This is a genomic window from Stenotrophomonas sp. FSL W7-1447 (assembly GCF_037966425.1).
Lineage (GTDB): Bacteria > Pseudomonadota > Gammaproteobacteria > Xanthomonadales > Xanthomonadaceae > Stenotrophomonas > Stenotrophomonas pavanii.
Genome location: NZ_CP150199.1, coordinates 695,873 through 718,067, shown reverse-complemented (window position 1 = coordinate 718,067; position 22,195 = coordinate 695,873). Strand labels below are relative to the sequence as shown.

16 protein-coding genes are annotated in these 22,195 nt (G+C 68.2%); 4 read left to right on the top strand and 12 right to left on the bottom strand.

Features of this window, described 5'->3' with window-relative positions; translation table 11 throughout:
- Positions 1-239: 239 nt before the first annotated feature.
- The 3 genes from ettA to NSQ78_RS03195 all read left to right on the top strand — a co-directional run bounded on the left by ettA (position 240) and on the right by NSQ78_RS03195 (position 4,545).
- On the top strand, positions 240-1,904 hold the full coding sequence (ettA, locus tag NSQ78_RS03205) for an energy-dependent translational throttle protein EttA (RefSeq protein ID WP_005415249.1): 1,665 nt from the start codon (positions 240-242) through the stop codon (positions 1,902-1,904).
- A 92-nt stretch (positions 1,905-1,996) separates the two neighbouring features.
- On the top strand, positions 1,997-3,313 hold the full coding sequence (locus NSQ78_RS03200) for an NCS2 family permease (RefSeq protein ID WP_053462142.1): 1,317 nt from the start codon (positions 1,997-1,999) through the stop codon (positions 3,311-3,313).
- A gap of 266 nt (positions 3,314-3,579) precedes the next feature.
- A complete protein-coding gene (locus NSQ78_RS03195; RefSeq protein ID WP_064237637.1) occupies positions 3,580-4,545 on the top strand; it encodes a DUF4434 domain-containing protein in 966 nt (321 codons plus the stop codon).
- Here NSQ78_RS03195 and NSQ78_RS03190 read toward each other — a convergent pair.
- The 9 genes from NSQ78_RS03190 to NSQ78_RS03150 form a co-directional block, all read right to left on the bottom strand.
- On the bottom strand, positions 4,539-7,013 hold the full coding sequence (locus tag NSQ78_RS03190; protein WP_238585482.1) for a hypothetical protein: 2,475 nt from the start codon (positions 7,011-7,013) through the stop codon (positions 4,539-4,541). The genes NSQ78_RS03195 and NSQ78_RS03190 overlap by 7 nt on opposite strands.
- On the bottom strand, positions 6,907-7,371 hold the full coding sequence (locus NSQ78_RS03185; protein WP_064237635.1) for a hypothetical protein: 465 nt from the start codon (positions 7,369-7,371) through the stop codon (positions 6,907-6,909). The genes NSQ78_RS03190 and NSQ78_RS03185 overlap by 107 nt, the downstream gene beginning before the upstream one ends.
- Positions 7,368-9,515 carry a glycosyl transferase family protein gene (locus NSQ78_RS03180; protein WP_064237634.1) on the bottom strand — a complete coding sequence of 716 codons (2,148 nt, stop codon included), beginning with the start codon at positions 9,513-9,515 and terminating at the stop codon, positions 7,368-7,370. The genes NSQ78_RS03185 and NSQ78_RS03180 overlap by 4 nt, the downstream gene beginning before the upstream one ends.
- A 6-nt stretch (positions 9,516-9,521) precedes the next feature.
- Positions 9,522-11,723 (bottom strand): hypothetical protein, encoded by a 2,202-nt coding sequence (locus NSQ78_RS03175; protein WP_064237633.1) that lies wholly within the window; start codon positions 11,721-11,723, stop codon positions 9,522-9,524.
- Positions 11,720-12,904 (bottom strand): UDP-N-acetylglucosamine 2-epimerase (non-hydrolyzing), encoded by a 1,185-nt coding sequence (gene wecB / locus NSQ78_RS03170; RefSeq protein ID WP_064237632.1) that lies wholly within the window; start codon positions 12,902-12,904, stop codon positions 11,720-11,722. Before wecB ends, NSQ78_RS03175 begins: the two co-directional genes overlap by 4 nt.
- Before the next feature lie 266 nt (positions 12,905-13,170).
- Positions 13,171-14,205, bottom strand: coding sequence for a fimbrial protein (locus NSQ78_RS03165; RefSeq protein WP_057493413.1), 1,035 nt, complete (start codon positions 14,203-14,205; stop codon positions 13,171-13,173).
- Positions 14,196-16,760, bottom strand: a complete 2,565-nt coding sequence (locus NSQ78_RS03160) for a fimbria/pilus outer membrane usher protein (protein WP_064237631.1) — start codon at positions 16,758-16,760, stop codon at positions 14,196-14,198. Before NSQ78_RS03160 ends, NSQ78_RS03165 begins: the two co-directional genes overlap by 10 nt.
- 92 nt (positions 16,761-16,852) lie before the next feature.
- Positions 16,853-17,581 (bottom strand): molecular chaperone, encoded by a 729-nt coding sequence (locus NSQ78_RS03155; RefSeq protein ID WP_049468303.1) that lies wholly within the window; start codon positions 17,579-17,581, stop codon positions 16,853-16,855.
- Between the two features lie 85 nt (positions 17,582-17,666).
- On the bottom strand, positions 17,667-18,206 hold the full coding sequence (locus NSQ78_RS03150; protein ID WP_005415238.1) for a fimbrial protein: 540 nt from the start codon (positions 18,204-18,206) through the stop codon (positions 17,667-17,669).
- Positions 18,207-18,665: 459 nt separating this feature from the next.
- Here NSQ78_RS03150 and NSQ78_RS03145 point away from each other — a divergent pair, with 459 nt between their 5' ends.
- Positions 18,666-19,031, top strand: coding sequence for a hypothetical protein (locus NSQ78_RS03145; RefSeq protein ID WP_049468305.1), 366 nt, complete (start codon positions 18,666-18,668; stop codon positions 19,029-19,031).
- 22 nt (positions 19,032-19,053) lie between these two features.
- Here NSQ78_RS03145 and pncB read toward each other — a convergent pair whose 3' ends face one another.
- The 3 genes from pncB to NSQ78_RS03130 form a co-directional block, all read right to left on the bottom strand.
- A complete protein-coding gene (gene pncB, locus NSQ78_RS03140; RefSeq protein ID WP_053462135.1) occupies positions 19,054-20,235 on the bottom strand; it encodes a nicotinate phosphoribosyltransferase in 1,182 nt (393 codons plus the stop codon).
- 105 nt (positions 20,236-20,340) lie between these two features.
- Positions 20,341-21,180, bottom strand: coding sequence for a glycosyltransferase family 2 protein (locus tag NSQ78_RS03135; protein WP_053462134.1), 840 nt, complete (start codon positions 21,178-21,180; stop codon positions 20,341-20,343).
- Between the two features lie 11 nt (positions 21,181-21,191).
- Positions 21,192-22,028, bottom strand: coding sequence for a glycosyltransferase (locus tag NSQ78_RS03130; protein WP_064237630.1), 837 nt, complete (start codon positions 22,026-22,028; stop codon positions 21,192-21,194).
- Positions 22,029-22,195: the final 167 nt, after the last annotated feature.

Genomic DNA, 22,195 nt, shown 5'->3' with positions numbered 1-22,195 from the left:
GGGTGGGTGGTGAGCCCATATTGCGCAACCGATCTGAACCGTTTCCGGCTGGAAACGCTTCCCGCTGCAGGACTGTGACGGAGTATTCAGGCCACGGCCAGCCTGCGCGGCTCCGGCCGGGCGCGGGCCGGAACCGGTTCCGGCTATAATTGGCGGTATTCCATTCCAGTCTGTGCCCGCTGCCGCAACGGGATGTTCCCGTGACGGGTCGGGCGCAGGGCCGCGCCTACGGAGACCGCATGTCCTCGCAATACATCTACACCATGAACCGCGTGTCCAAGGTGGTCCCGCCCAAGCGGCAGATCATCAAGGACATTTCCCTGTCCTTCTTCCCGGGCGCGAAGATCGGCCTGCTGGGCCTGAACGGCGCCGGCAAGTCCACCGTGCTGAAGATCATGGCCGGCGTGGACACCGATTTCGAGGGTGAAGCCCGTCCGCAGCCCGGCATCAAGGTCGGTTACCTGGCGCAGGAACCGGAACTGGACCCGAACAAGACCGTGCGCGAGTCGGTCGAGGAAGGCGTGGGCGAAGTGCTGCAGGCCCAGGCTGCGCTGGAGGCGGTGTATGCCGCCTACGCCGAGGAAGGCGCCGACTTCGACGCGCTGGCCAAGGAACAGGAGCGCCTGGAGGCGATCCTGGCCGCCGGCGACGCGCACACCCTGGAAAACCAGCTGGACGTGGCCGCCGATGCACTGCGCCTGCCGCCGTGGGATGCCAAGATCGCCAACCTGTCCGGCGGTGAAAAGCGCCGCGTCGCACTGTGCCGCCTGCTGCTGCAGAAGCCGGACATGCTGCTGCTCGACGAACCGACCAACCACCTCGACGCCGAGTCGGTGGAATGGCTGGAACAGTTCCTGGCGCGCTATACCGGCACCGTGGTGGCCGTCACCCACGATCGCTACTTCCTGGACAACGCCGCCGAGTGGATCCTGGAACTGGACCGCGGCCGCGGCATTCCGTGGAAGGGCAACTACACCGAATGGCTGGTGCAGAAGGATGAGCGCCTGAAGCAGGAAGAGAACCAGGAAAAGGCCCGCCAGAAGGCGATCCAGAAGGAACTGGAGTGGTCGCGCCAGAACGCCAAGGGCGGCCGCTCCAAGGGCAAGGCCCGTCTGGCCCGCCTGGAAGAGCTGCAGTCGCAGGATTACCAGAAGCGCAACGAGACCAACGAAATCTTCATCCCGCCGGGCGAGCGCCTGGGCAACATGGTGATGGAGTTCAAGAACGTCTCCAAGAAGTTCGGCGACCGCCTGCTGATCGACAACCTGTCGATGCTGATTCCGCCGGGCGCAATCGTCGGCATCATCGGCCCGAACGGCGCCGGCAAGTCGACGCTGTTCAAGATGATCACCGGCCAGGAGAAGCCGGATTCGGGCGAGATCGTGATCGGCCCGACCGTGCAGCTGTCCTACGTGGACCAGAGCCGCGACAAGCTGGAAGGCAACCACAACGTCTTCCAGGAAATCGCCGGTGGCCTGGACATCCTCAACATCAACGGCATCGAGATCCAGTCGCGCGCCTACATCGGCCGCTTCAACTTCAAGGGCCAGGACCAGCAGAAGATGGTCGGCTCGCTGTCCGGTGGTGAGCGTGGCCGCCTGCACATGGCCAAGACCCTGCTGCAGGGCGGCAACGTGCTGCTGCTCGACGAACCGTCCAACGACCTGGACATCGAAACGCTGCGTGCGCTGGAAGACGCGCTGCTGGAGTTCCCGGGCAACACCTTCGTGATCTCGCACGACCGCTGGTTCCTGGACCGCATCGCCACGCACATCATCGCGTTCGAAGGCGACTCGCACGTGGAGTTCTTCCAGGGCAACTACCGCGAGTACGAGGAAGACAAGAAGCGCCGCATGGGCGACGATGCCGCGCCGAAGCGCCTGCGCTTCAAGGCGCTGAAGTAAGAAAGGAAGAACGGCCGCGCTCTGCGCGGCCGTTCTGCATTCGGGTAGGTCACGACCGTTGGTCGTGACACCTTATTGTTGCGAGACGCCCCATGTCCCTGTTCGAACGCCTGTTCCAGCTGCAGCAGCACGGCACCACCGTGCGCACCGAGCTGCTGGCCGGTGTCACCACCTTCCTGACGATGTCCTACATCGTCTTCGTCAACCCGGAAATCCTCGGCACCACCGGCATGGATGCGGGTGCGGTGTTCGTGGCCACCTGCCTGGCCGCTGCGCTGGGTTCGGCGGTCATGGCGCTGGCGGCCAACTTCCCGGTGGGCATGGCACCGGGCATGGGCCTGAACGCGTTCTTCGCCTTCACCGTGGTCGGTGCCGCTGGCCTGCCGTGGCAGCAGGCACTGGCTGCGGTGTTCATCTCCGGCCTGGTGTTCCTGGTGCTGTCGCTGACCGGTGTGCGGGCGTGGCTGGTGTCGGGCATCCCGGCCTCGCTGCGTTCGGCGATCGTGGCCGGCATCGGCCTGTTCCTGGCGATCATCGCGCTGCAGAAATCCGGCGTGATCGTCGGCAATGAAGACACGCTGGTGGCGCTGGGCCCGTTGAACACGGCGCCGCCGCTGCTGGCGCTGGCCGGCTTCCTGCTGATTGCCGTGCTGGAAGCGCGCCGTATCCGCGGCGCGATCCTGATCGGCATCCTGGCGGTGACCGGCGCGGGCTGGGCATTGGGCGACGTGCAGTACCAGGGCCTGGTCTCGCTGCCGCCGAGCCTGGCGCCGACCTTCCTGCAGCTGGACCTGCCGGGCCTGCTGCACCACAACGGTGGCGCGCCGATCGCCGTGTTGCTGCAGGTGGTGCTGGTGTTCGTGCTGGTGGAAGTGTTCGATGCCACCGGCACCCTGTATGGCGTGGTCGGTCGCGCCGGACTGCTGAAGCTGCCGGGCGCGCAGAAGCGCTTCGGCCGCGCGCTGCTGGCCGACAGCACGGCGATCGTGGCCGGTTCGCTGCTGGGCACCAGCAGCACCACCGCGTTCGCTGAAAGCGCCTCGGGCGTGCAGGTGGGCGGCCGCACCGGCCTGACCGCACTGGTGGTGTCGGCACTGTTCCTGGCCGCACTGCTGTTCTCGCCGCTGGCGGCGATGGTGCCCGGCTATGCCACCGCACCGGCGCTGCTGTTCGTGGCCGGCCTGATGTTGCGCGAACTGGTGGACGTGGACTGGAGCGACCTGACCGAATCGGTGCCGGCCGCCCTGTGTGCGCTGGCGATGCCGTTCACCTATTCGATTGCCAACGGCCTGGCGTTCGGCTTCATTGCGTATGCCGCGCTGAAGGCCGGCACCGGGCGCTGGCGCGAGGTGCATCCGGCGGTGTGGCTGGTGGCGGTGCTGTTCGCGCTGCGCTACGCGTTGGAATAATCGGGGGCGCGATGCCGGCCAGCGGCCGGCACTACCGGGTGGTGATTCACCTGCCATCCGGGGCGCCATGCCGGCCAGCGGCCGGCACTACCGGGTGGTGATTCACCTGCCACCCGGAGGCGATGCCGGCCAGCGGCCGGCACTACCAGAGCACGCGGTGGCCAGCGGCCGGTACTACCTGGTGCGGGGTTCACCTTCCAGCCACGGTGCTCTGGGATGATGCGGGCATGCTCCGGCCTGGCCTTCCCACGGATCCGTCTTCGCCATTGCGCCGCCGGCTGTTGCGCGCGGCGTTGCTGGCGCCGCTGGCCGGTACGCTCGCCACCCTGCCCGGCTGCTCGCTGCCGGTGCACGTCGATGGCACCTTCCTGCAACCGTGGCGCAGCCATCTGCAATGGGGCCTGGCCGACTGGCAACGCTCGTTGAAGCTGGCCCATGCGCTGGGGTGCCGGCAGCTGGTGCTGCAATGGACCGGCATCGTCGGTGGCAGCGATGGCGACTGGTCACTGCCCGACGGCAGCCTGCAGCAGCTGTTCACTGCGGCCCGCGAGAATGACCTCCGCATCCGCGTCGGCCTGCCCTTCCAGCAACGCTGGTGGCAGGCCATCGGCGCCGACGACGCCACGCTGCAGGCGTTCCTGGCCGACAGCCTGGCGCACGCGCGCAGCTGGTTGGCGCAGGCGCCGTGGGCGCAGCAGCCGGCCTTCGGCGGCTGGTACCTGCCCTACGAACTGGAGCAGTTCCACTGGGCCGATCCGGCCCGCCAGCAATGGCTGGCGCAGTGGCTGCACGGGCTGGCGCAGGCCGCCAGCGCGCGCGGCGGTGACTGTGCGATCTCCTGCTACTTCAGCCGCCTGCAGTCCGATGGCAACCTGGTCACGCTATGGCAGGCGGTACTGGCCCAGGCCACGCTGCGGCCGATGGTGCAGGACGGGGTGGGTGTGGCCGGCGCCGGCAACGTGCAGCAGCTGCAACCCCTGCTCGACCATTTCCAGGCACAGGGCATCGGTTTCGATGCGATCGTCGAACTGTTCCGCGAACTGCCCGGCGGCCCGGCCGATGGCAGCGGATTCAAGGGCGAAACCGCCGATGCCGCACGCATCCAGCGGCAGCTGGCATGGGCACGCGGCAGCGGCGCACAGCACGTGCTGGTCTATGCGCTGGAGCCCTGGCTGACCCAGGACACGCCGCAGGCGGCGGCGCTGCGGCGACGCTGGGGGCTGGCTCAGTAGTACAGGATGGCGGTGGCGAACAGGCCCTTCGCGCGCTGCGTATCTCCGCCGCCGATCGCGAAGCGGTACTGCACGGTCAGGTCGAGGTAGGAACGCGGGGTGTTGTAGTGGTCCTCGCGGAACCAGTAGCGCACGCCCACGCCCGGTCCTGCGCCGAGTGACCAGCTGCGCTGCGTATCGTTGAGCGCGAACGACTGCACCGGGAACAGCGGGTAACGGATGTCGCGCACGCGCGAGCGCTGGTCGAGCCAGTCTGCCCCCACCACCACATACGGCGTGACCACCCAGTGGGTCTGCCCGGCACCAAAGCGGACGCTGCGGCCGGCGCGCAGTTCAGCGGCCGCGAACCACTGCTCGCGATGCAACCGCCCGTGGGCATCGCCGATCCGACGCACCGGCGTGCCGTTGGCATCCAGCGCGTCGAGGGTGAAATGCGCGCTGTTGTCGTCCCAGGTGTAACCGCCCTGCGCGTAGCCGCTGACCATCCACCACTGGTTGACGTCGGTGCGCAGGTCGGTGCCGTGGTAATAGCCGTAGGTCAGGTAGGACATCCAGCCGCCAGAACCGCTGGCCAGGCGGTAGCGGGCCAGCGTGCTGGCTTCCAGTGGCGGGTTCAGGGCCAGCTGCAGGCGGCACTGCACGGCCGCCGATGCCGGATAGACATCACCCGAACGGGTGGCACTGCCGAGGAACTGGCGACGCTCGATGCCGGCGCTCAGGCCGGTCTGGCCGAAGGCATAGCGCAGGCCGAACGAGGCGATGGTGGACGGCCAGCCGGTGGTGGAACGCGAGCGGCTGAGCCGTTCGGCGCGTGCGCGTGCATCGGGCGTCGATTCGCCGGTGCACGGGTCCACCGCGCGGATCGATTCATAAGTGCCGCCCTGGTCGTACAGCGTGTTGAGCAGGCGCGCGTAGAGTTCCAGCGTGCCATGGGCATCGTTGAAGGCCGGCGGTCGCCAGAACGCCTCGAGCGTGCTGAACACCGAATCGCCCGGCGTGCTGATCGCGGCGCCGCCGACATTGGTCGCCGCCTGGCGCGCACCGCGGAAACCCGCCGAGGCGATCACGCCCCACTCGCGCGAGTAACTGGCGATGGCACTGCGCAGGTTGTAGCGCTGGCGCTCATCCAGCGGCAGCTCGCCGGCGTCGGCACGATCAATGGCCGTCCGCAGCAGCGCCACCGCCTGCGGGTGATCGCCGCCGGCCGCGCTGGCGTAGGCCTGGTCAAGCACCACGCTCTTCGGTGCCCTGCCGGTGGACTCGGCGGCACGGAAGTCGGCCAGTGCGCGCGCCGGTTCGTGGGCCTTCTGGTTGAGGTAGCCGCGCTGCATCAGCAGCCCGGCGTCATCAGGGCGTTGCGCCAGTGCCGCGTCCAGGCGCAGCCGTGCTTCGTCCTGCTGGCTGCGGTTGCCTGCCGCCAGCGTGGTGGTCAGCAGCCCCTGCAGGCTCGCGTCCTCCGGTGCGAGCTGCACGGCCTGCCGCGCCTCGCCGATGGCCTCGGCGTAGTCCTGCCGCGCGTAGGCCGCATACGCGCGCTGTGCGGCACCACCGTCGCCCTGCAGGTCGACCGGCATCAGCGTGCAGGCATCACCGGTGTCAGCAGGCGGGCAGTGCTGGAACGGCGCCGGATACGCCTGCGCACTCAAACCCGCAGGCGCACGACTGGACCGGATCGCCCTGGCGCGCTGTTCGATGCCCTGCTGCAGAAGCTGCTGCGCGCGTGCGTCGCCCGCATCCGCAGGCGACGCCCCCTGCAGTGGCGCCAGCAGTGCAGCCGCACGTGTGCGGTCCCCAGCGGCCAGGGCCGCATCCACGGCCAGCAGGCGCACGTTGCGCTGCTGCATGGTTGACCCCGGCGCGGCGAGTGCGGCGTCGAAGTCTTCATTGGCCAGCAGGGTCTTGCCCTGGCGCTGGCGCAGATAACCACGCATCACGCGGGCATTGAGATTCCCGCCGTCGGCCTGCAGTGCCTGGTCGGCGCTGCGCTCGGCGTCGGCCAGCTGCCCCTGCTGCAGCTGCGCGGTGATCAACAGCCACCGGTACGAAGCAACATCCGGCGCCAGTTCGACGGCGGCCCGCGCCTGCGCAACGGCCGCGGCATCATCCTGCGTGGACAGCGACCGATACGCCTGCTGGGCCTGCAGCAGCGCGCGCTGTCGATCCAGCGCCACGCGCCGCGCGCGCAGTTCCTCGACGTTCGGTGCGCCCAGCTGCAGCGCCGTGCCGATGGCCGCGTCGGCCAGTTCGGCCTGTTGCTGTGCTTCCAGCGCCGCCACCCACAGCATCGCCCAGGCGCCCTGCTTCGGCTGCTGGCGGAAGGCCTGCTCGGCCTTGCTGGCCGCTTCCCCCATGCGCCCGGCGTCATAGGCAGCATAGGCCTCGGTGGCCAGCGTGTAGGCCTGATGCCTGGCGCGGTCTGCGCCGCTGCCGGCCGCACGCGGTGGGGAGGGCGCGCGCGCCCCTGGCATCCGGGGGCGTGCTGCGTGCAGCGGTGGCAGCGGCCAACGCCGGCAAGGCCGGATCCTTCAACCCCGCATCCAGTGCACGGCGCGCCTGCTGCTGCGCCTCCGCCGGCCGGCCCAGTTTCTGCAGCGCGTAGATCTGCAGCAGGCGCAGCCGCACCACGTCCGGGCGCAGCCGGATCGCTTCGGTGGACTGCTGGTAAGCCGCTTGATAGTCGCCGCGCTCGTAAGCGGCGAAGGCCTGCTCGGCGACGCGGTATGCAGCGCCGGACAGCGGCAGGGCCGCATCGGCCTGTGCCAGTACCGGCGTGGCGGCCGTGGCCAGTGCCACGGCAATGACGGTGGACAGCAGCGTGGTCTTCATGCCGGCAAGGCTCCGGGAGGCGGCGACTGCAGCACGGCCGCACGCCGGCGCTGCTCCTGCATGGCCTGGGCGACGGCGTCCTCGGTGGTGACGCCCTGCTTGACCAGGTAGTCGCCGATGCGGCCATCGCGCTGCGGCTTGTAGGCATCCAGTGCGATCTCGAAGCGCGCGTGGTCGATCAGGCGCATCTCCACCAGCAGGTCCCCGAGCAGCGGCACGTTGTCCAGCTGCCAGTCCCGGTCACTGCCGATCAGGCGCAGCCCCGCGTTGATCTCGCTCTCGCGGGCGATGCTCTGTTCGATGTGGTCGCTGCGGGTTTCCTGCTTGAGCAGCACCAGTGCCTCCTCGGGCAGCGGGCTGGCCACGGCCAGACGCAGGGTCCCCGGCTGCCGCGGCGGCAATGGCAGCATGCGCCATTGCACGCAGGCGTCGGCGCTGACCGGGAACGGGCCGGCCCGCAGGTAATCCACGTCGATCACCGCACGTGGCAGGTCGCCCTGGAAGGCAATCGCCTCGGCCAGGGTCTCATCATCCAGCCACCCCTGGGTGAGCAGGATGCGCCCCAGCGGCTGCTGCCGGCCGTCCTGCTGCTGCTCCAGTGCCTGCTGCAGGCGCTCCGGCTCCACCGCCTGCCAGGTGGTCAACAGTTCGCCGAGCTGCTTGCGCGTCTGCACCAGCTGCGCCGCGTCCGGGAAGTCGTGCATGGTCTTGTCCCAGACCATGCGCTTGCCGAACAGCAGGTAGGCCAGGAACACCTTCCACGCGCGGGCGGTGGCCATGAAGTTGATCATGTTGCCGACCACCATCCGCGGGATCGACATCAAGGCATGCTCCCAGCCGTACAGCCGGTTGACGAAGTAGAAGCGCTGCACGACGCGGGTGGCCAGCGCTGCGGTGGTCAGCAGCGCCACCGTCATCTGCCAGGTGCCGGCCTGGAACACGCTGGGAAACTGCATCGTCCAGACCCCGGTCATCTTCAACAGCCAGAACAGCAGCAGCTGCAGGAAGATGAGGTAGGCAATGATGCTGACAAACGAGGTGATGATGCCCTTGCGGTCGCGCGCCAGCAGGTACTTGGTGGCCAGCGAGCCTCGCCAGCCCAGCGACTCCCAGCTCTGCAGGCCGATGCCCAGCACCCAGCGCGCCTTCTGCCGGTAGGAGGCGCGGAAATTGTCGGGGAAGTATTCGCGCACGCACAGGGCCATCTGCTGGGTGCGCTCGCGCACCGGCCCCCAGCCGAACCATGAGGGGCGGCGCACGCGGAACTGCACCGGGAAGCGGGCGAAGATCGACTGCATGCCCATGGCTGCCAGCCGCGCACCCACGTCGTAATCCTCGGTGAGGCTGTCGGTGTTGAAGGGCTGGTTGTCGGTCTGCGCACTCAGGGCCAGCAACGCGCGCCGCGAGAAGCAGGTACCGACGCCGGCCGACGGCACCATGCCCGAAACGCTCTCGCGCACCACCAGGTCCTTGGCGTGCCATTCGGCGAACTCGTCCATGTAGACCCCGGCCACCAGTTCGTACCACTCGCGGTCCAGCGAGGTCACCGGCAACTGGATCATGTCCTTGCGTGGCAGCAGGTAGTTGTAGAACCGCAGCTCCATCGGGTGCAGCACGTCCTCGCTGTCGTGCAGGATCACCCCGGCGAACTCGATGTCGTGGCGCTTCTCGTAATCGAAGATCGCCAGGATCAGCCAGTTCAGGCAGTCGGCCTTGCTGGTCGGCCCGTCGTGCGGTACTTCCACGCGGCGCAGGCGCTTGTAGCGGCGACGCATGCGCTCGACCTCATCGATGGTCTGCTGGTCGTTGGGATAGGTGCCGACGAACACGACGTACTCGCGGTAATCGAGCACGTTGATCATGTTCTCCACCATCTGCGCGATGACGTCGTACTCCATCCACGCCGGCACCATGATCGCCAACGGCTGCTGCGGGCGCTGCAGCAGGTCGTCCTGGGTCAGCGGCCGGTATGCGTCGCGGCGCTTGATGGTCAATGCCCGCCAGCTCTCGCGCACCCAGTACCAGACGTCGATGAACAGGTCATCGAGGCTGGAGATCAGGATCAGCACGGCCACCGCCGCCGCCATGGTTTCCAGGGCGGCGTAGTAGTTGGCCAGCTGGATGTTCCAGAACAGACCGTCCACGGTGGATCAGTGCCCTGCGTTGGCGGACTTGCGGCGGCGCACCTGGGTGACGCGGGCGGCCAGCAGCGCGAACACGATCACGCCGACCAGCAGCAGCAACCAGACCATGTGCCGTTCCCACTTCGATTGCGGGTTGCCGTCCTGCGCGACGCGCGTGCCATAGGGATCCTGGCGGTCGAATTCGCGCACGGCGTCACTGCCGTCGAGCACGGCCAGGTCGCCCTTCAGCAGCCGGAACGGTGCGCCGAACGACGGTGCCTGTGCGCCCAGGTCGCTGTACAGCACGCCCAGCTGGCCGCCGGAGGTGCCCACCTGCACCACGGCGGCGCGATCCAGGCCGCTGACATCCAGCAACGGCTGCGACGTGCCACCGATCCGCAGGTGGCCGTCCTTCAGGCCGGCCACATCAACCCCGGCCGGCGCCACGGCGAAGGCCAGCCACGGCGTACCCGGGCTGACGGCGGCACCGGCGTCGACCACCTTCAGTTCCGACGCTTCCGGCGAGGCGCCCACTGCACTGGTCACGGCGATGACCTTGCCCAGCGAGGCCGGCGCATCCTGCAGCCACGCGCCGGGCACGAACACCTGGTTGCCGCGCGACAGCTGGCTGCTGGCACCGACGAAATCATTGCCCAGCGATCGCTTGGCCAGGGTCAGATGGCTGCTGGGCAGGATCGAGACCGGATAGCCCGTGGCCGGATCGTGGCAGTAGGGACGCGCCGGCTGGCGCAGGAAGCTGACACGGATCTCGTTGCGTGCCGACAGCGCGTAGGCCGGCACCTTGGCCACCAGGCGTTGCGGCTGGCCGTTGGCCGACAGCACCTTGCCGCCCAGCAGGTAATCGTTGAGGTAGATCGTGGCGACCGCGCCCTGCCCGGCCGCGTTGGGGGCCGCCGAGACATCGATCACCACCTGCTCGGGCAGGCGGCCATCGGCCGACAGTGCGCCGAGGTCGAAGCTGGCGCTGCGGTCGGCGCGGGTCACCACATCCATGGTGCCGGCGATGTTGCCGAGCCGGCTCAGCAGCACCTGGTCACCGTCCAGTCTGGGCGTGCCCGCTGCGCTGACCTGCAGGCTGCGGCCCAGTGCATAGCTGCGCCACTGCTCGGCGAGCAGCCCGGCGACCTTGCCCGCCGCCGCCGGATCGACCACCAGCGTCGGACGCCCGGCAACGGCCACCACGCCGACCGAGGCAGTGGCTGCGGGCTTTTCCAGGCCCGCCATGCCACCCGCGCGCCACGCGGCGAACGCGCTGCCTGCATCCGCACCGGCTGCGCCGACCTGCGCGCCCAGCGCATCCAGCGCCGCGCGCACGCCGGCGCGCAGTGCATCGCTGCCGATCATCACATCGGCAGCCAACGGCCCGCTGTCGCGCAATGTCAGCAGCGCGCCGACTTCGGCCAGATCCCTGATCGCATGCGCGCGCTCACCCGTGGCCAGCGCAGCGTAGGCCGGCACGCCCTGCAGGCTGGCCGGGATGCTGATACCGGCCAGGTCGACGCTGTCACCGACCTTGGGCAGGGCCACCACCTGCACCTGCTTGCCACCGGCCTGCAACGCGGTACCGATGCGCCAGGCCGCATCGTAGGCCGGTGCCTGCAGCGCCTTGCCATCCACCAGCAGGCGCACCCGCGGTGGCAGCGCCCCCCAGGCCTTGGCCACGGTATCCACGGCGCGGCCGTCGAAGCGGTAGCTGAAACGCGAGTCCGGCGACAGCCGCAGCACGTTGGCCGGCGCGCTCTGGTCGGCGCACTGGTAATCGGACACGATCGACCACCAGCCGACGCCGACGCGCACGAAGCCGCTCTGGCGGGGTTCGCCGTCGATGGCCAGCAACTGGCTGGCATCGCCCTGTGCATCGGTGATCGAACGCGCCGCGATCGGGTCGCCATCGACCGACCACAACCCCGAGGTACGCCCGGCGTGGCCGCGTACATAGCGCCCATCCAGCTGCAGCTGCGCGTCGCGGGTGGCGACTCCGGCCGGCACCGGCAGGTAGACCTCGCGCTGGCTTTCCTGCCCGCTCAGCACCAGTGGCTGGCGGAAACCGAGTTCGCGCAGGGTCATCTGCCGGTTCACCGTGCTGTCGCTGCTCCATTCGGTGAACTGGCCGGCGACGGTGTCAGCGGCATGGGCAGTACCGACCACGCCCGACAGGACGAACGCAGCGGCGGAGGCAAACAGGGAGGAGCGGCCGGTCAGGGTCATGGCGTCACTTCATGCGGAAGGGGCTGGGCGGCACCGCCACTGCGGAGACCGGGCGTGAACTCGGGAAGGGGCATGCCGCGCAGCGCGGCGACGATGCGCGCGCTGGCGCGGCCATCACCGTAGGGACTGGCATCGGGGTCGAAGCGGGTCGGCTGCGGTGGCTGGGCCAGTGCCGCGTTGACGCCCGCGACGATGCGCGAGGGCGTGGTGCCGACCAGCGTCACCACACCGGCCTCGACCGCCTCGGGGCGCTCGGTGACGTCGCGCATCACCAGCACCGGCTTGGCCAGGGCCGGCGCTTCCTCCTGCACGCCACCGGAGTCGGTGAGGATGACGTCGGCGCGCTGCATCAGGCGCACGAAGCGCAGGTAATCCTGCGGCGGCACCAGGTGCACGTTGTCGAGCGTGCCGAGGTGGGCATTGACCGGTCCCTGCACGTTCGGATTGAGGTGCACCGGGTACAGCACCTGCAGGTCCGGCCGCCGGGCCAGTTCGGCCAGCGCACGGCAGATGTCCTCGAAGCCCTGGCCGAAGCTCTCGCGGCGATGGCCGGTGACCAGCAGCAGGCGGCGCCCGGGGTCGAGCATGTGGAAGGGTTCGTCGGCCCGGGCACGCAGTGCCGGATCAGCATCCAGGCGCTGCACGGTCTGCTGCAGGGCATCGATGACGGTGTTGCCGGTGACCAGGACCTGCCCCCCCAGGTGTTCACGGGCCAGGTTGGCACGCGAGCCCGGGGTGGGCGCATACAGCTGCTGGGCGACCACATCGATCACCCGCCGGTTCATCTCCTCCGGCCAGGGCCGGTGGATGTCGCCGGTGCGCAGGCCGGCCTCGACATGGCCGATCGGGATGCGGTGGTGGAACGCGGCCAGCGCGGCGGTCATCGCCGTGGTGGTATCGCCGTGCACCAGCACGTAGTCGGGGCGGACCTGCGTGTAGAGCGCATCGAGCCGCTCGAGCAGCCGGGCGCACAGGCCATTGAGGGTCTGGTTGGGCACCATGACGTCGAGGTCATGGTCGGCGGTGATCTCGAACAGCGACATCACCTGGTCGAGCATCGCGCGGTGCTGGCCGGTGATGCAGACCACCGATTCGATGTCCGCGGCCTGGGCCAGGGCGCGCACCAGCGGCCCCATCTTGATCGCTTCCGGTCGGGTGCCGAACACCGACAGGACCTTCACCGGGGTGCTCCGGAAGGACGGTGCTGGAGAATGCCAGGAGCTGTAGCCACGTCTGGATCCTTTCGGCGTTACCGTCCAATGCCCGCAGGCAGGAGACGGTCACCTCATGAGGAAACTCCAAAATCGCGACGTACATCACATTCGATTGATGGTACGTGCGTCGTGGCACTGATCTTCATCGTTGGAAGATCAAGACGCAGTCAACGCCGCCCGTGAGCCGGGCGACGTTGCGGTGGAACGCAGCAAGGGCAGCCGCCGGGGCGGCCTTACTCGTACTGGATGGTGAACGTGGCCTGGCCGTTTGCGACACCAGCACCGACCGTGCCGGCCTGGGTCTGCACGTAGCGCGCGCGCAGCGGCAGCGCCATGACGCTGGTGCCCGGCGCCGTGGTGCCGACGTTGATGGTCTGGCCGAAGCGCACTTCGCGCTCGGTGGTGCCATCGCGCTGGACCATCTGGATGCCGATGCGGGTCGCGCTGTTGGCAGCCGCGCTGAGCTTCAGCACGCCCGGCATGTTCGAGCTGTCCTGGTCGGCATCGAGGCGGATGCCGATCTTGCTCTGGTAGGCGGCGACATTGCTGCCCTGGCAGTTCAGCCGGATCTCGAAATCGCGGTCGACGGCCCTGGAACCGACACCGGTGAAGGTGGTGTTGGGCACGCTGCCGAAGTCGACGGCGATGTTGCGGCTGCCGGCCTGCACTTCGCAGGTCGGGCTGACCACGGTGGTGCCCGAGCCCTTGAAGGTGGAGGTCAGCACCGGTCGGCCGGCGCCATCACCGTCGAAGTAATACGTGGTGAAGCGACCGTTCGGTGCGATCACGCCCGAGCCGGTCTGTGCCGCTGTCTTGATCAGCTGGATGCGGAACGTGCCTCCGACCAGCGAGATGGTGCTGTTGCTGGCGAAGTTGATGGTGTGCGGATAGTAGGTCTGGATCGCGCCGGAGTCGCGGTACAGGCGGATGCCCACGCCCGCCACATCGGTTTCATAGACGTTCGAGAACCCGGCCACCGGACGCTTCTGCGCGGCATTGACGTACTCACCGATCGAACGCCCGCCGGACCAGTCGCAGCGCGCCACGCTGTTCTGCTGGTTGATCGGCTCGCTGATCTCCTTGATCACGCCGCCGACCGGCGTGCTGGGCAGGATCACGATCTGCCCCATGTCCATGGTTACGTCCTGGGCCACGAACCAGCTGTTCTGGATGCGGCACGATGCACTGGCCTGCTGCGCCAGCAGCACGCCCCCCATCACGGTCAAGGCGGCCAGCAGCGTGCGGCCACGGGAAGAGATCATCGGCATGCTGCCTCCAGCGGGATGAAGCCGGTCTTGGACGCATCGGCGCCCGCCGGAACCTGGTAATCGATGGTGCAGCGCTGCTCGGCACCGGCGCCCCACTCCACCAGCAGGCGGCCCTGGTTCTTTTCACTGCGCACGTACAGGCGACCGCCCTGGCTGACCATGCCCACCGGCTGGCCCTGCTCGTCCTTGACCTGCGCACCGAACGGCATGCTGCGGCCATCCGGGTTGCGCACCTGGATCAGCAGCGCGTTGCCCTTGCGGGTGTCGAAGCGCAGGTAGCTGATGGCGCCGGCAAACGGTGCGATCGACTGGCTGGTGCTTTCCAGTTCGACGTCGTGGGCCATGCCCTGCGGGTCGAGGGTGACGGTGTTGAGGCGGTACGGCGACACGTACGGCACCACCGCATAGCCGCGGCCATCGACGCGCAGGCCCGGGGCATTGCTGACGATCGCATCGCGCGCGCCCGGTGCTTCCACCAGCACCATGGTGTCGCCCCGCTGCGGGGTGAAGGTGAAGCCACCCGGATGCACGACCACGCTGCCGTTGGCACCGACCGACGCCTGGCGGAAATCACGCGAGTGGCTGTAGGTGGCGTTCAACGCGGAGTAGCGGCTGCGGTACTCGGCATTGCCGACCGCGGTGGTGCCACCCTCGCGGGAATCGGACAGGGCCACGCCGTAGCTGAAGTTGTTGTCGACGCCGGCCGAACCGGTGATGCCGACGCGGCTGTTGTCGTAGCCACCGCGATCGCGCATGCCCAGATCGGCGCTGAACGACACCGGGTGGGTACCCCGGCCCAGCGGCACGCTCATCGACAGCAGGTACTGGGTATCGGAACGGCCGAGCACGCCCTCTTCGGTGCGCAGCGCCGAGAAGCCGTAGTTCACCGAACGCCAGGCGTTGTTGTAGCCCACCTGGTACTGCTTGGAGGTGCCGGAACGGTCGTAGAAGTCACGCACCGAACCGGTCACGTACAGCGCACCGCCACGGCGGCCGAGCGGCTGGTTCAGGGTGACCTGGAACTGGCTGCGCTGGCGGCCACGGGTGGTCGGATCGATGCCGCGCGCGTCCGAATCACGGCCATACAGGGCGTCCTGCAGGCTGTAGAAGCCTTCGGTCGAGTAACGGTAGGCGGCCAGGGTCAGGTTGGTGCCGGTCTCGCCGATCATGTTGCTGTAGCTCAGCCGCACGCTGGCGCCGGTGTGGCTGCCGTAGTGGTCGAACGAGGTACGCGCATGGGTGACGTCGGCAGCGAACGCGCCGACCCGGGTCGACAGGCCGACACCGTACAGCAGCGACAGGTAGCCATCGCTCAGCGCGCTGCCGCCGTACAGGGTCAGCTGGTTGCCGATGCCGCGCTGGTAGGTGCCCTGCACCAGCCAGGGTTCGTCGGCCAGCAGCTTGTTGCGCACCTGGCCTGCGGTCAGCGAGTAGCGCGACACGCCCTCACGCAGCATCTGCGGCACCGAGCCGAACGGCACCTTGAATTCGCGGCGGCGGCCATCGGCCTCGATCACGCTCACTTCCAGGTCGCCGCCGTAGCCGGTCGGGTACAGGTCGTCGATGACGAAACTGCCCGGCGAGACGGTGGAGGAGTAGATCAGCTGCTGGTTCTGGCGCACTTCGATGCGCGCATTGGTCTCGGCGATGCCGCGCACCACCGGTGCGTAGCCGCGCAGCGAATCGGGCAGCATGCGGTCGTCACTGGCCAGGCTGGCACCGCGGTAGCCGATCGAGTCGAACAGCTCGCCCGTGGTGTAGGCCTCACCGATGGTGAGCATGCCGCGCACCTGCGGGATGCCGCGCTGTGCGTAGGTGGCGATGCTCTGCCAATGGCGGCCGTCACCTTCGGACCAGGTCAGGTTGGAATCGTGGCGGAACTGCCAGCCGCCCAGGTTCAGGCCGGCATTGAGGCCGAGATAGGCGCTGCGGTTGCGCTGGCCACCTTCGACGCGGCTGTTGCTGTCGATGGCATTGAAGCTGTAGCCGACGAAGCCGGCATTGATGCCGCGGTCCCACAGCGCCGGGTTGACGTAGCCGCGCGCCTCACGGCGCAGGAACACCTGCGGAATGCTGAGGTCGTAGCGCAGGTTGCCGCTGTCGTAGACACCGTAGGCGTTGGCCATGCGCTGCTGCACCGGCACGCAGCTGGTGGTGTCGGTCGGCAGCGTCGGGTCCTGCTGCAGCAGCACGGCCTCGCTGTCCACGCCCATTTCTTCCAGCATCGGCAGCGGCAGGCACGCGTCCACGCGCCCCTGTGCATCGGCCTTGAACTGAAGGTCGCGGCGGCCCTGCCAAGCGCCGTTGACGTAGACGTCGACGCGGTAATTGCCGGCCACCATCGGGTTGCCGTTGCTGAAGGCGGCCAGGTCGACCTGCTTGGCCTGGCCGGACAGGAAGCTGGAATTGAACTGGGCCGATTCCGGTGCACGCGCAGTGGCCGCACCGCTCTGCGCCATCAGCGCCTGTTCGCCGAGATTGGTCGGTGCCGCCAACGCCCATCCTGGGCAGGCCGCGCCAACAACCAACAGGCAAAGCGCCTGATGGATCGACAATGTCAATCTGTTTCCGATCACACTGACATTCCTTCAATTCGCCGCACGGCGGCGGTGGCGGGATGCGCAGGCCCATGGCCGGCGCGGCGCGTTCAGCCCCCGGTGCTGTCGAGGCGGACGGTGTGCTCGACCCGGCCGCCGTAATCATTGATGGTGATGAAGCGCACCTGCTGCGTGCCCGCCGGTGCGGCGAACTCCAGGCTCTGCTTCGGCGCGACCATCGCGCCCTTGTCCTCGACCGCCTTTTCACTGCTGCCGGTCACGGCATGGACTTCGGCCAGGGTGACGTGGAAGGGGCTCGGGTTGTCCACCCGCAGGCGGTCGCCGGCGCGGGTCCAGCGCAGCGCTGCCGGTGCGTCGTTGGCGACGCCCTTCAGGCCCTGCGGCCGGTAGAAAAGCTTCAGTCGCGAACGGAACGCGACCTGCAGGTAATTCTGGTCGCCGCTGTCGGCGTTGTCCGGCGACGGCGGTACGTCCAGCACGTTGAGCCAGAACACGGTCTCGCGATCGGTCGGCAGCTGCGCGCCGGAGAAGATCAGGCGCAGCGCCTGGCTGCGGCCCGGTTCGACGCGCGCGATCGGCGGCGTCAGCACGAACGGGGCATCACTGGTGTCGGCGGTCTGGTTGGCGTCGCCACTGTCGATCCAGGCCTGGACCAGTGCGGGCGAGTCGCCCACGTTGTCCACCTGCACGGTGACTTCGCGCGCCTGTGCCGGGTAGATCACCCGCGTGCCATTGACCACCACGCCGGCCAGTGCGTTCTGGCAGAAGGGCAGCGTGAACGCTGCCAGCAGCAGCGCCCGGGGAAAGAGTGCTTTCATCGGAAGTACTACGCTCGAGGGGTGTGGCCAGGGGCCGCGGAACACCGGCCGGCGCGAACGCCGGCCAGTGCGGGCACGACTGCGATCAGTTGTAGATGATCGTGTACTTGACGCTGCTGGTGACGTCGCCCGGGGTGGCGGCGGCAGTGGCGTAGTACTCAGCGTAGTAGTTCAGGTCGGCCGAGCCGTCGGTGCCGACGGTGACCCACTGCGAGTTGGTCTGGGCCAGGCCAGCGCCAGCAGCCTTGATCGGCAGGAACTGGTTGTTCGAGCCCAGCAGCTGCAGCTGCACGTTGGTGGCGGCGTTGGCCGACGCCTGGTTGACCAGACGGCCGCTGTTGAAGTCAACGGTCGAACCCGGCTCGAAGTAGGTGGCGACGTTGCCGGCGCTGCACTTGGTCAGGTTGATGGCGAACGGGGTACGGCCCGCAACGGCACCGGCGGTGGCCAGGGTGTTCTTGGACACGGTCGGCAGGGTCACGGCGAAGTCCTTGCCGCCCGGGGTCGAGATGGTGCAGGTCTTGTCGGTCACCTTGCCATTGAAGGTGATGGTGCCGTCGGCGGCGTTGGCGGCCAGCGGAGCGGCGGCCAGCATCAGAGCGGCAATGAGGTTGATCTTGTGCATTCGCTTTTACCTAACCCTACTGAAGAGATGAGAAGTAGAGGAGGAAGCAAGGAGCACTGCCGGGCTAACAAGACCCATCCTTGCGTCTCACCTGTGGCCGGACTCGGACGTACCTCTCCCTGAATCCGTGACGCAAGTATATGCACAACTGTGATGAAAGTCTCATTATTTTTCTGAACGTCGATTTATTGACGCTCCAAGTGTGACGTGATAGGCGAAATCGTATCCCTGGGCGCGCGGGAGAATTGACGCAGCCATGGGCGGGGCACAAGCGACCGTAAATGACGCAATGGCTGACGCGTTCGGCATGCGCGAAAACAGGCTTTTTTCAGGCGGAAATCGCTTTGTTTGATGCGCATCACTCTTTCTTGGTGATGGCCCTAGCAGATTCGGAATCGTCCTATTAAAGGCTGATCGAACCTGTCGCTAACTAGGACACACCGAACCAGAGAACGTGTCATGAGGAACTCCATTCTGCTGTGCGTGGCCCTGATGTCCGTCAGTGCGCTGGCCCAGGCCAGCAGTGGCAGCATCCGTTTCAGCGGCCGCATCGCCGAGCCGGGCTGCACGACGAACCTGTCCCAGGGTGAGCTGAGCCTGGCCGCGTGCCCGCCATCGGCCAAGGGCTCGACGGTGGCCGTGACGGCGCTGGCCGATGGCCAGGCCGCGACGCTGCGCGATGGCAAGCGCCAGGGCCAGAAGCTGTCGGTGTCGGCCAGCGCGATGCGCGCCGGCGATATCGCCTTCTCCGAGCGTTACAGCGTGCAGGCCGCCAAGCAGCAGCCGCTGCAGGGCGCCTACCTGGTGGTGGTCGACTACCTGTAAGCGCCGTTGAGGGCCGGCGGCGTTACGCCGGCTGAGGCAGCTCGAAGACCTGGCGCAGGTAGGCCAGGTAACCCGGGTCGTCGCACATGCTCTTGCCCGGCGAATCGCTGAGCTTGGCCACCGGCTGGCCATTGCAGCGGACCATCTTGATGACGATGTTGAGCGGCGTCGGCCCCAGATCATTGGTCAGGTGCGTGCCGACGCCGAACGCGACCTGGCAGCGCCCGCGGAAGTAATCGTACAGGCGCATCACCTTGGCAATGTCCAGCCCGTCGCTGAACACCAGCACCTTGCTGCGCGGATCAACCCGGCGCTGCTGGAAGTGCGCCAGCATGCGGTCGCCCCAGTCGAACGGATCGCCGGAGTCGTGGCGCACGCCGTCGAACAGCTTGCAGAAATACATGTCGAAATCGCGCAGGAACGCGTCCAGGCCCACCACGTCGGACAGCGCGATGCCGAGGTCGCCACGGTATTCGCGCGCCCACGATTCCAGCGCCGCCACCTGCGAATCCCGCAGGCGCGGGCCCAGTGCCTGGAATGCCTGCAGGTACTCGTGCGCCATGGTGCCGTGCGGGGTCATGCCGTACAGGCGGGCGAAGTGCACGTTGCTGGTGCCGACCAGCTGCGGGCCGAGGGCGTCGCGCAGCAGCGGCAGCAGGCGGGCATGCCAGTCACGCGAGTAGCGGCGGCGGCTGCCATAGTCGGCAATGCGGCACTGCTCGAAGCCGGGGGTATCGCGCAGCAGCGCGGCCTTGGCCTGCAGGCGGCGCTCACCTTCGGCGAAGTCGGCCGTGGTGGTGTTGCGGAACCACACTTCGTTGATGATCGCCAGCAGCGGCACTTCAAACAGGATGGTGTGCAGCCACGGGCCGGTGATGTCCAGCTCGATCTCGCCAGGCACGGCCGTCGACGCGCGCAGCTGGATGTACTTGCGGTCCAGATGGAACAGGCCGAGGAAATCGGCGAAGTCCGGCTTCACGAAGCGCAGGCCGCGCATGTAGTCCAGTTCCGCGTCGCTGAAACGCAGGCTGCACAGGTGGTCGATTTCTTCGTCGATCTGGTCGATGTAACGGGCCAGGTCGATGCCGGGGGTGCGGCACTTGAACCGGTACTGCACCTGGGCGCCGGGGTGCTGGTGGAGCACCGCCTGCATCATGGTGAACTTGTACAGATCGGTGTCGAGCAGGGACTGGATGATAGGCATGGGGCGGATTATGCGCCCGGCGGAGTGAACCGTGGGCGCGCCCGCCTTCGTAGGGCCGAGCCACGCTCGGCTGGTGCGTTGCCTGAGCCGCGCGTGGGCCCGGTGCTACAGCGACCTGCGCAGCAGGCGCGGCACCAGCATCAGCGCGTGTGCCCAGATCGCGGCCCACACCGCAGCCCGCACCGGCAGCGAACGCTGCCCGGCCTCGAACTTCTGGAAATAGCGCCACAGTCCCCTGTGCTTGTGCCACTCCACGAAGAACGGCCGCGAGCGGCTGGAGACACCGCGCACGTGGGTAACCTGCAGATCATTGGCGATGGCCACCACCGCACCGGCCTGGCGCGCGCGCCGGCACAGGTCCAGGTCCTCGGCATGCAGCCGGTAGCCCGCGTCCCAGCCGCCGATACGGTCGAACAGTGCGCGCGGCATCATCAACAGCGCGCCGGACAATGCCGGCACCCGCTGCAGTGCCTGGTGCGGGTCGCGCGCCACCGCCAGCTTCGAGCCCTTGCCGGGCGAGCGCAGCATCATCAGGAAATCCGGATCGCGGCGACGCACCGCCTCGTCGGCATGACCCTGCTCGTCCACCTGTTCGACGCCCAGCAGGCAGTCACCCAGCGCTTCGGCCCGGCGGCGCAGCTCGGCCAGCGTGCCCGGCTCGACCATCAGGTCCGGGTTGATGAAGGCCAGCCACGGGCTGTGCGAGTCGGCCACGCCCTGGTTGTTGGCGGCGGCGAAGCCGGGATTGTCCGGGTTGCCGACGAAGCGTACGCGGGCATCGTGGCTGGCATGGCGCTGCACGATGTCCAGGGTGCCATCCAGCGAACCATTGTCGATCACCCGGATCTCGGCCACCTCCTCTGCCTGGCGCAGCCGCGAGAGGCAGGCATCGATGGTGCTGCCACTCTGGTAGGTGACGACGATGGCGGCAATGGCTGCATTCAAACGGGGAACTCCTACGCGGACGGAACGAACAGGTCGCCCTGTTCCCGCGGCATTATCGCCTGCCGCATGCGCTGCTGCAGGTCGGCACGCAGCCCGTGCAGCGGATCATGCATCAGGAAGTCGGCCAGGCGCGGCACCCAGGCCGGCCAGCGCGCCGCCAGCGCTTCCAGATCACCGTCGCGGCTGACCGCCTCCCCTGCCCGGCTGACGAAGGCGGTCTCGCACAACACATTGCGCCACCCCAGGCCAGCCATGCGCAGGCTGAGATCGACCAGCGCGGCATTCCAGCCCGCATAGCTCTCCACGTCCAGGCCACCGGCACGACGGCGCGCGTTGCCCCGCACCAGCACCGCATGGGTGACTGCAGAAGGCAGTTCCGGATGCAGCGTCGGCAGCGTGGCGCAGGTCTGCGCGAGCACTGCGGGGTCATGGGGTTCGGGATTGATCTCGCCCAGCCTTGGCCAGGCCGCAGTCTCGCCGGCGTTGCACCAGGGCGTCGCGGTGGCGATGGAGGCATCGCGGGCGAAGGCGTCCTGCAGCTGCTGCAGCCATCCCGGCGCGGGCGCGCTGTCCGGTGCGAGCACGGCCACGTCCAGGCCATCGCAGGCGCGCAGCATTTCGTCCAGATGGGCAACTTCGCCCAGTGGCCGCGCGCGCCGGGTGTATTCGGCCTGCAACGGCGTATGTGCCAACCAGTGTTCGACCACGGCCTGCGCACGCGGCCCGGTCTGCGCATCATCGGCCAGCCAGACCGCGGTGCCCGGCGCCGTGCCGGCATCCAGCGCGGCCAGGCAGCGGTCGAGCGCGGCATCGTCCACGCACAGCGGCAACAACACGATCGCCCCCATCCCGCCTCCGTGGTTGTCGGTGGCCACAGCGTAGCACCGGGCGGGTATCGGCCGGGTTGCACCCAGCACCCGCGGTAGTGCCGGCCGCTGGCCGGCAACATCAAGAGCAGAGGCCCACATTCCGTGGGTTGGCGGGGTGGGTCCGGTTGCGAGGGACGCCGTAAACC

Bases quoted from the DNA above. Each gene is read 5' to 3' on its own strand.
- NSQ78_RS03150 (WP_005415238.1), bottom strand. From the start codon at position 18,206: ATGCACAAGATCAACCTCATTGCCGCTCTGATGCTGGCCGCCGCTCCG.
- NSQ78_RS03145 (WP_049468305.1), top strand. From the start codon at position 18,666: ATGAGGAACTCCATTCTGCTGTGCGTGGCCCTGATGTCCGTCAGTGCG.
- NSQ78_RS03155 (WP_049468303.1), bottom strand. From the start codon at position 17,581: ATGAAAGCACTCTTTCCCCGGGCGCTGCTGCTGGCAGCGTTCACGCTG.
- ettA (WP_005415249.1), top strand. From the start codon at position 240: ATGTCCTCGCAATACATCTACACCATGAACCGCGTGTCCAAGGTGGTC.
- pncB (WP_053462135.1), bottom strand. From the start codon at position 20,235: ATGCCTATCATCCAGTCCCTGCTCGACACCGATCTGTACAAGTTCACC.
- NSQ78_RS03130 (WP_064237630.1), bottom strand. From the start codon at position 22,028: ATGGGGGCGATCGTGTTGTTGCCGCTGTGCGTGGACGATGCCGCGCTC.
- NSQ78_RS03185 (WP_064237635.1), bottom strand. From the start codon at position 7,371: ATGAAGACCACGCTGCTGTCCACCGTCATTGCCGTGGCACTGGCCACG.
- NSQ78_RS03175 (WP_064237633.1), bottom strand. From the start codon at position 11,723: ATGACCCTGACCGGCCGCTCCTCCCTGTTTGCCTCCGCCGCTGCGTTC.
- NSQ78_RS03165 (WP_057493413.1), bottom strand. From the start codon at position 14,205: ATGCCGATGATCTCTTCCCGTGGCCGCACGCTGCTGGCCGCCTTGACC.
- NSQ78_RS03200 (WP_053462142.1), top strand. From the start codon at position 1,997: ATGTCCCTGTTCGAACGCCTGTTCCAGCTGCAGCAGCACGGCACCACC.
- NSQ78_RS03190 (WP_238585482.1), bottom strand. From the start codon at position 7,013: ATGCCAGGGGCGCGCGCGCCCTCCCCACCGCGTGCGGCCGGCAGCGGC.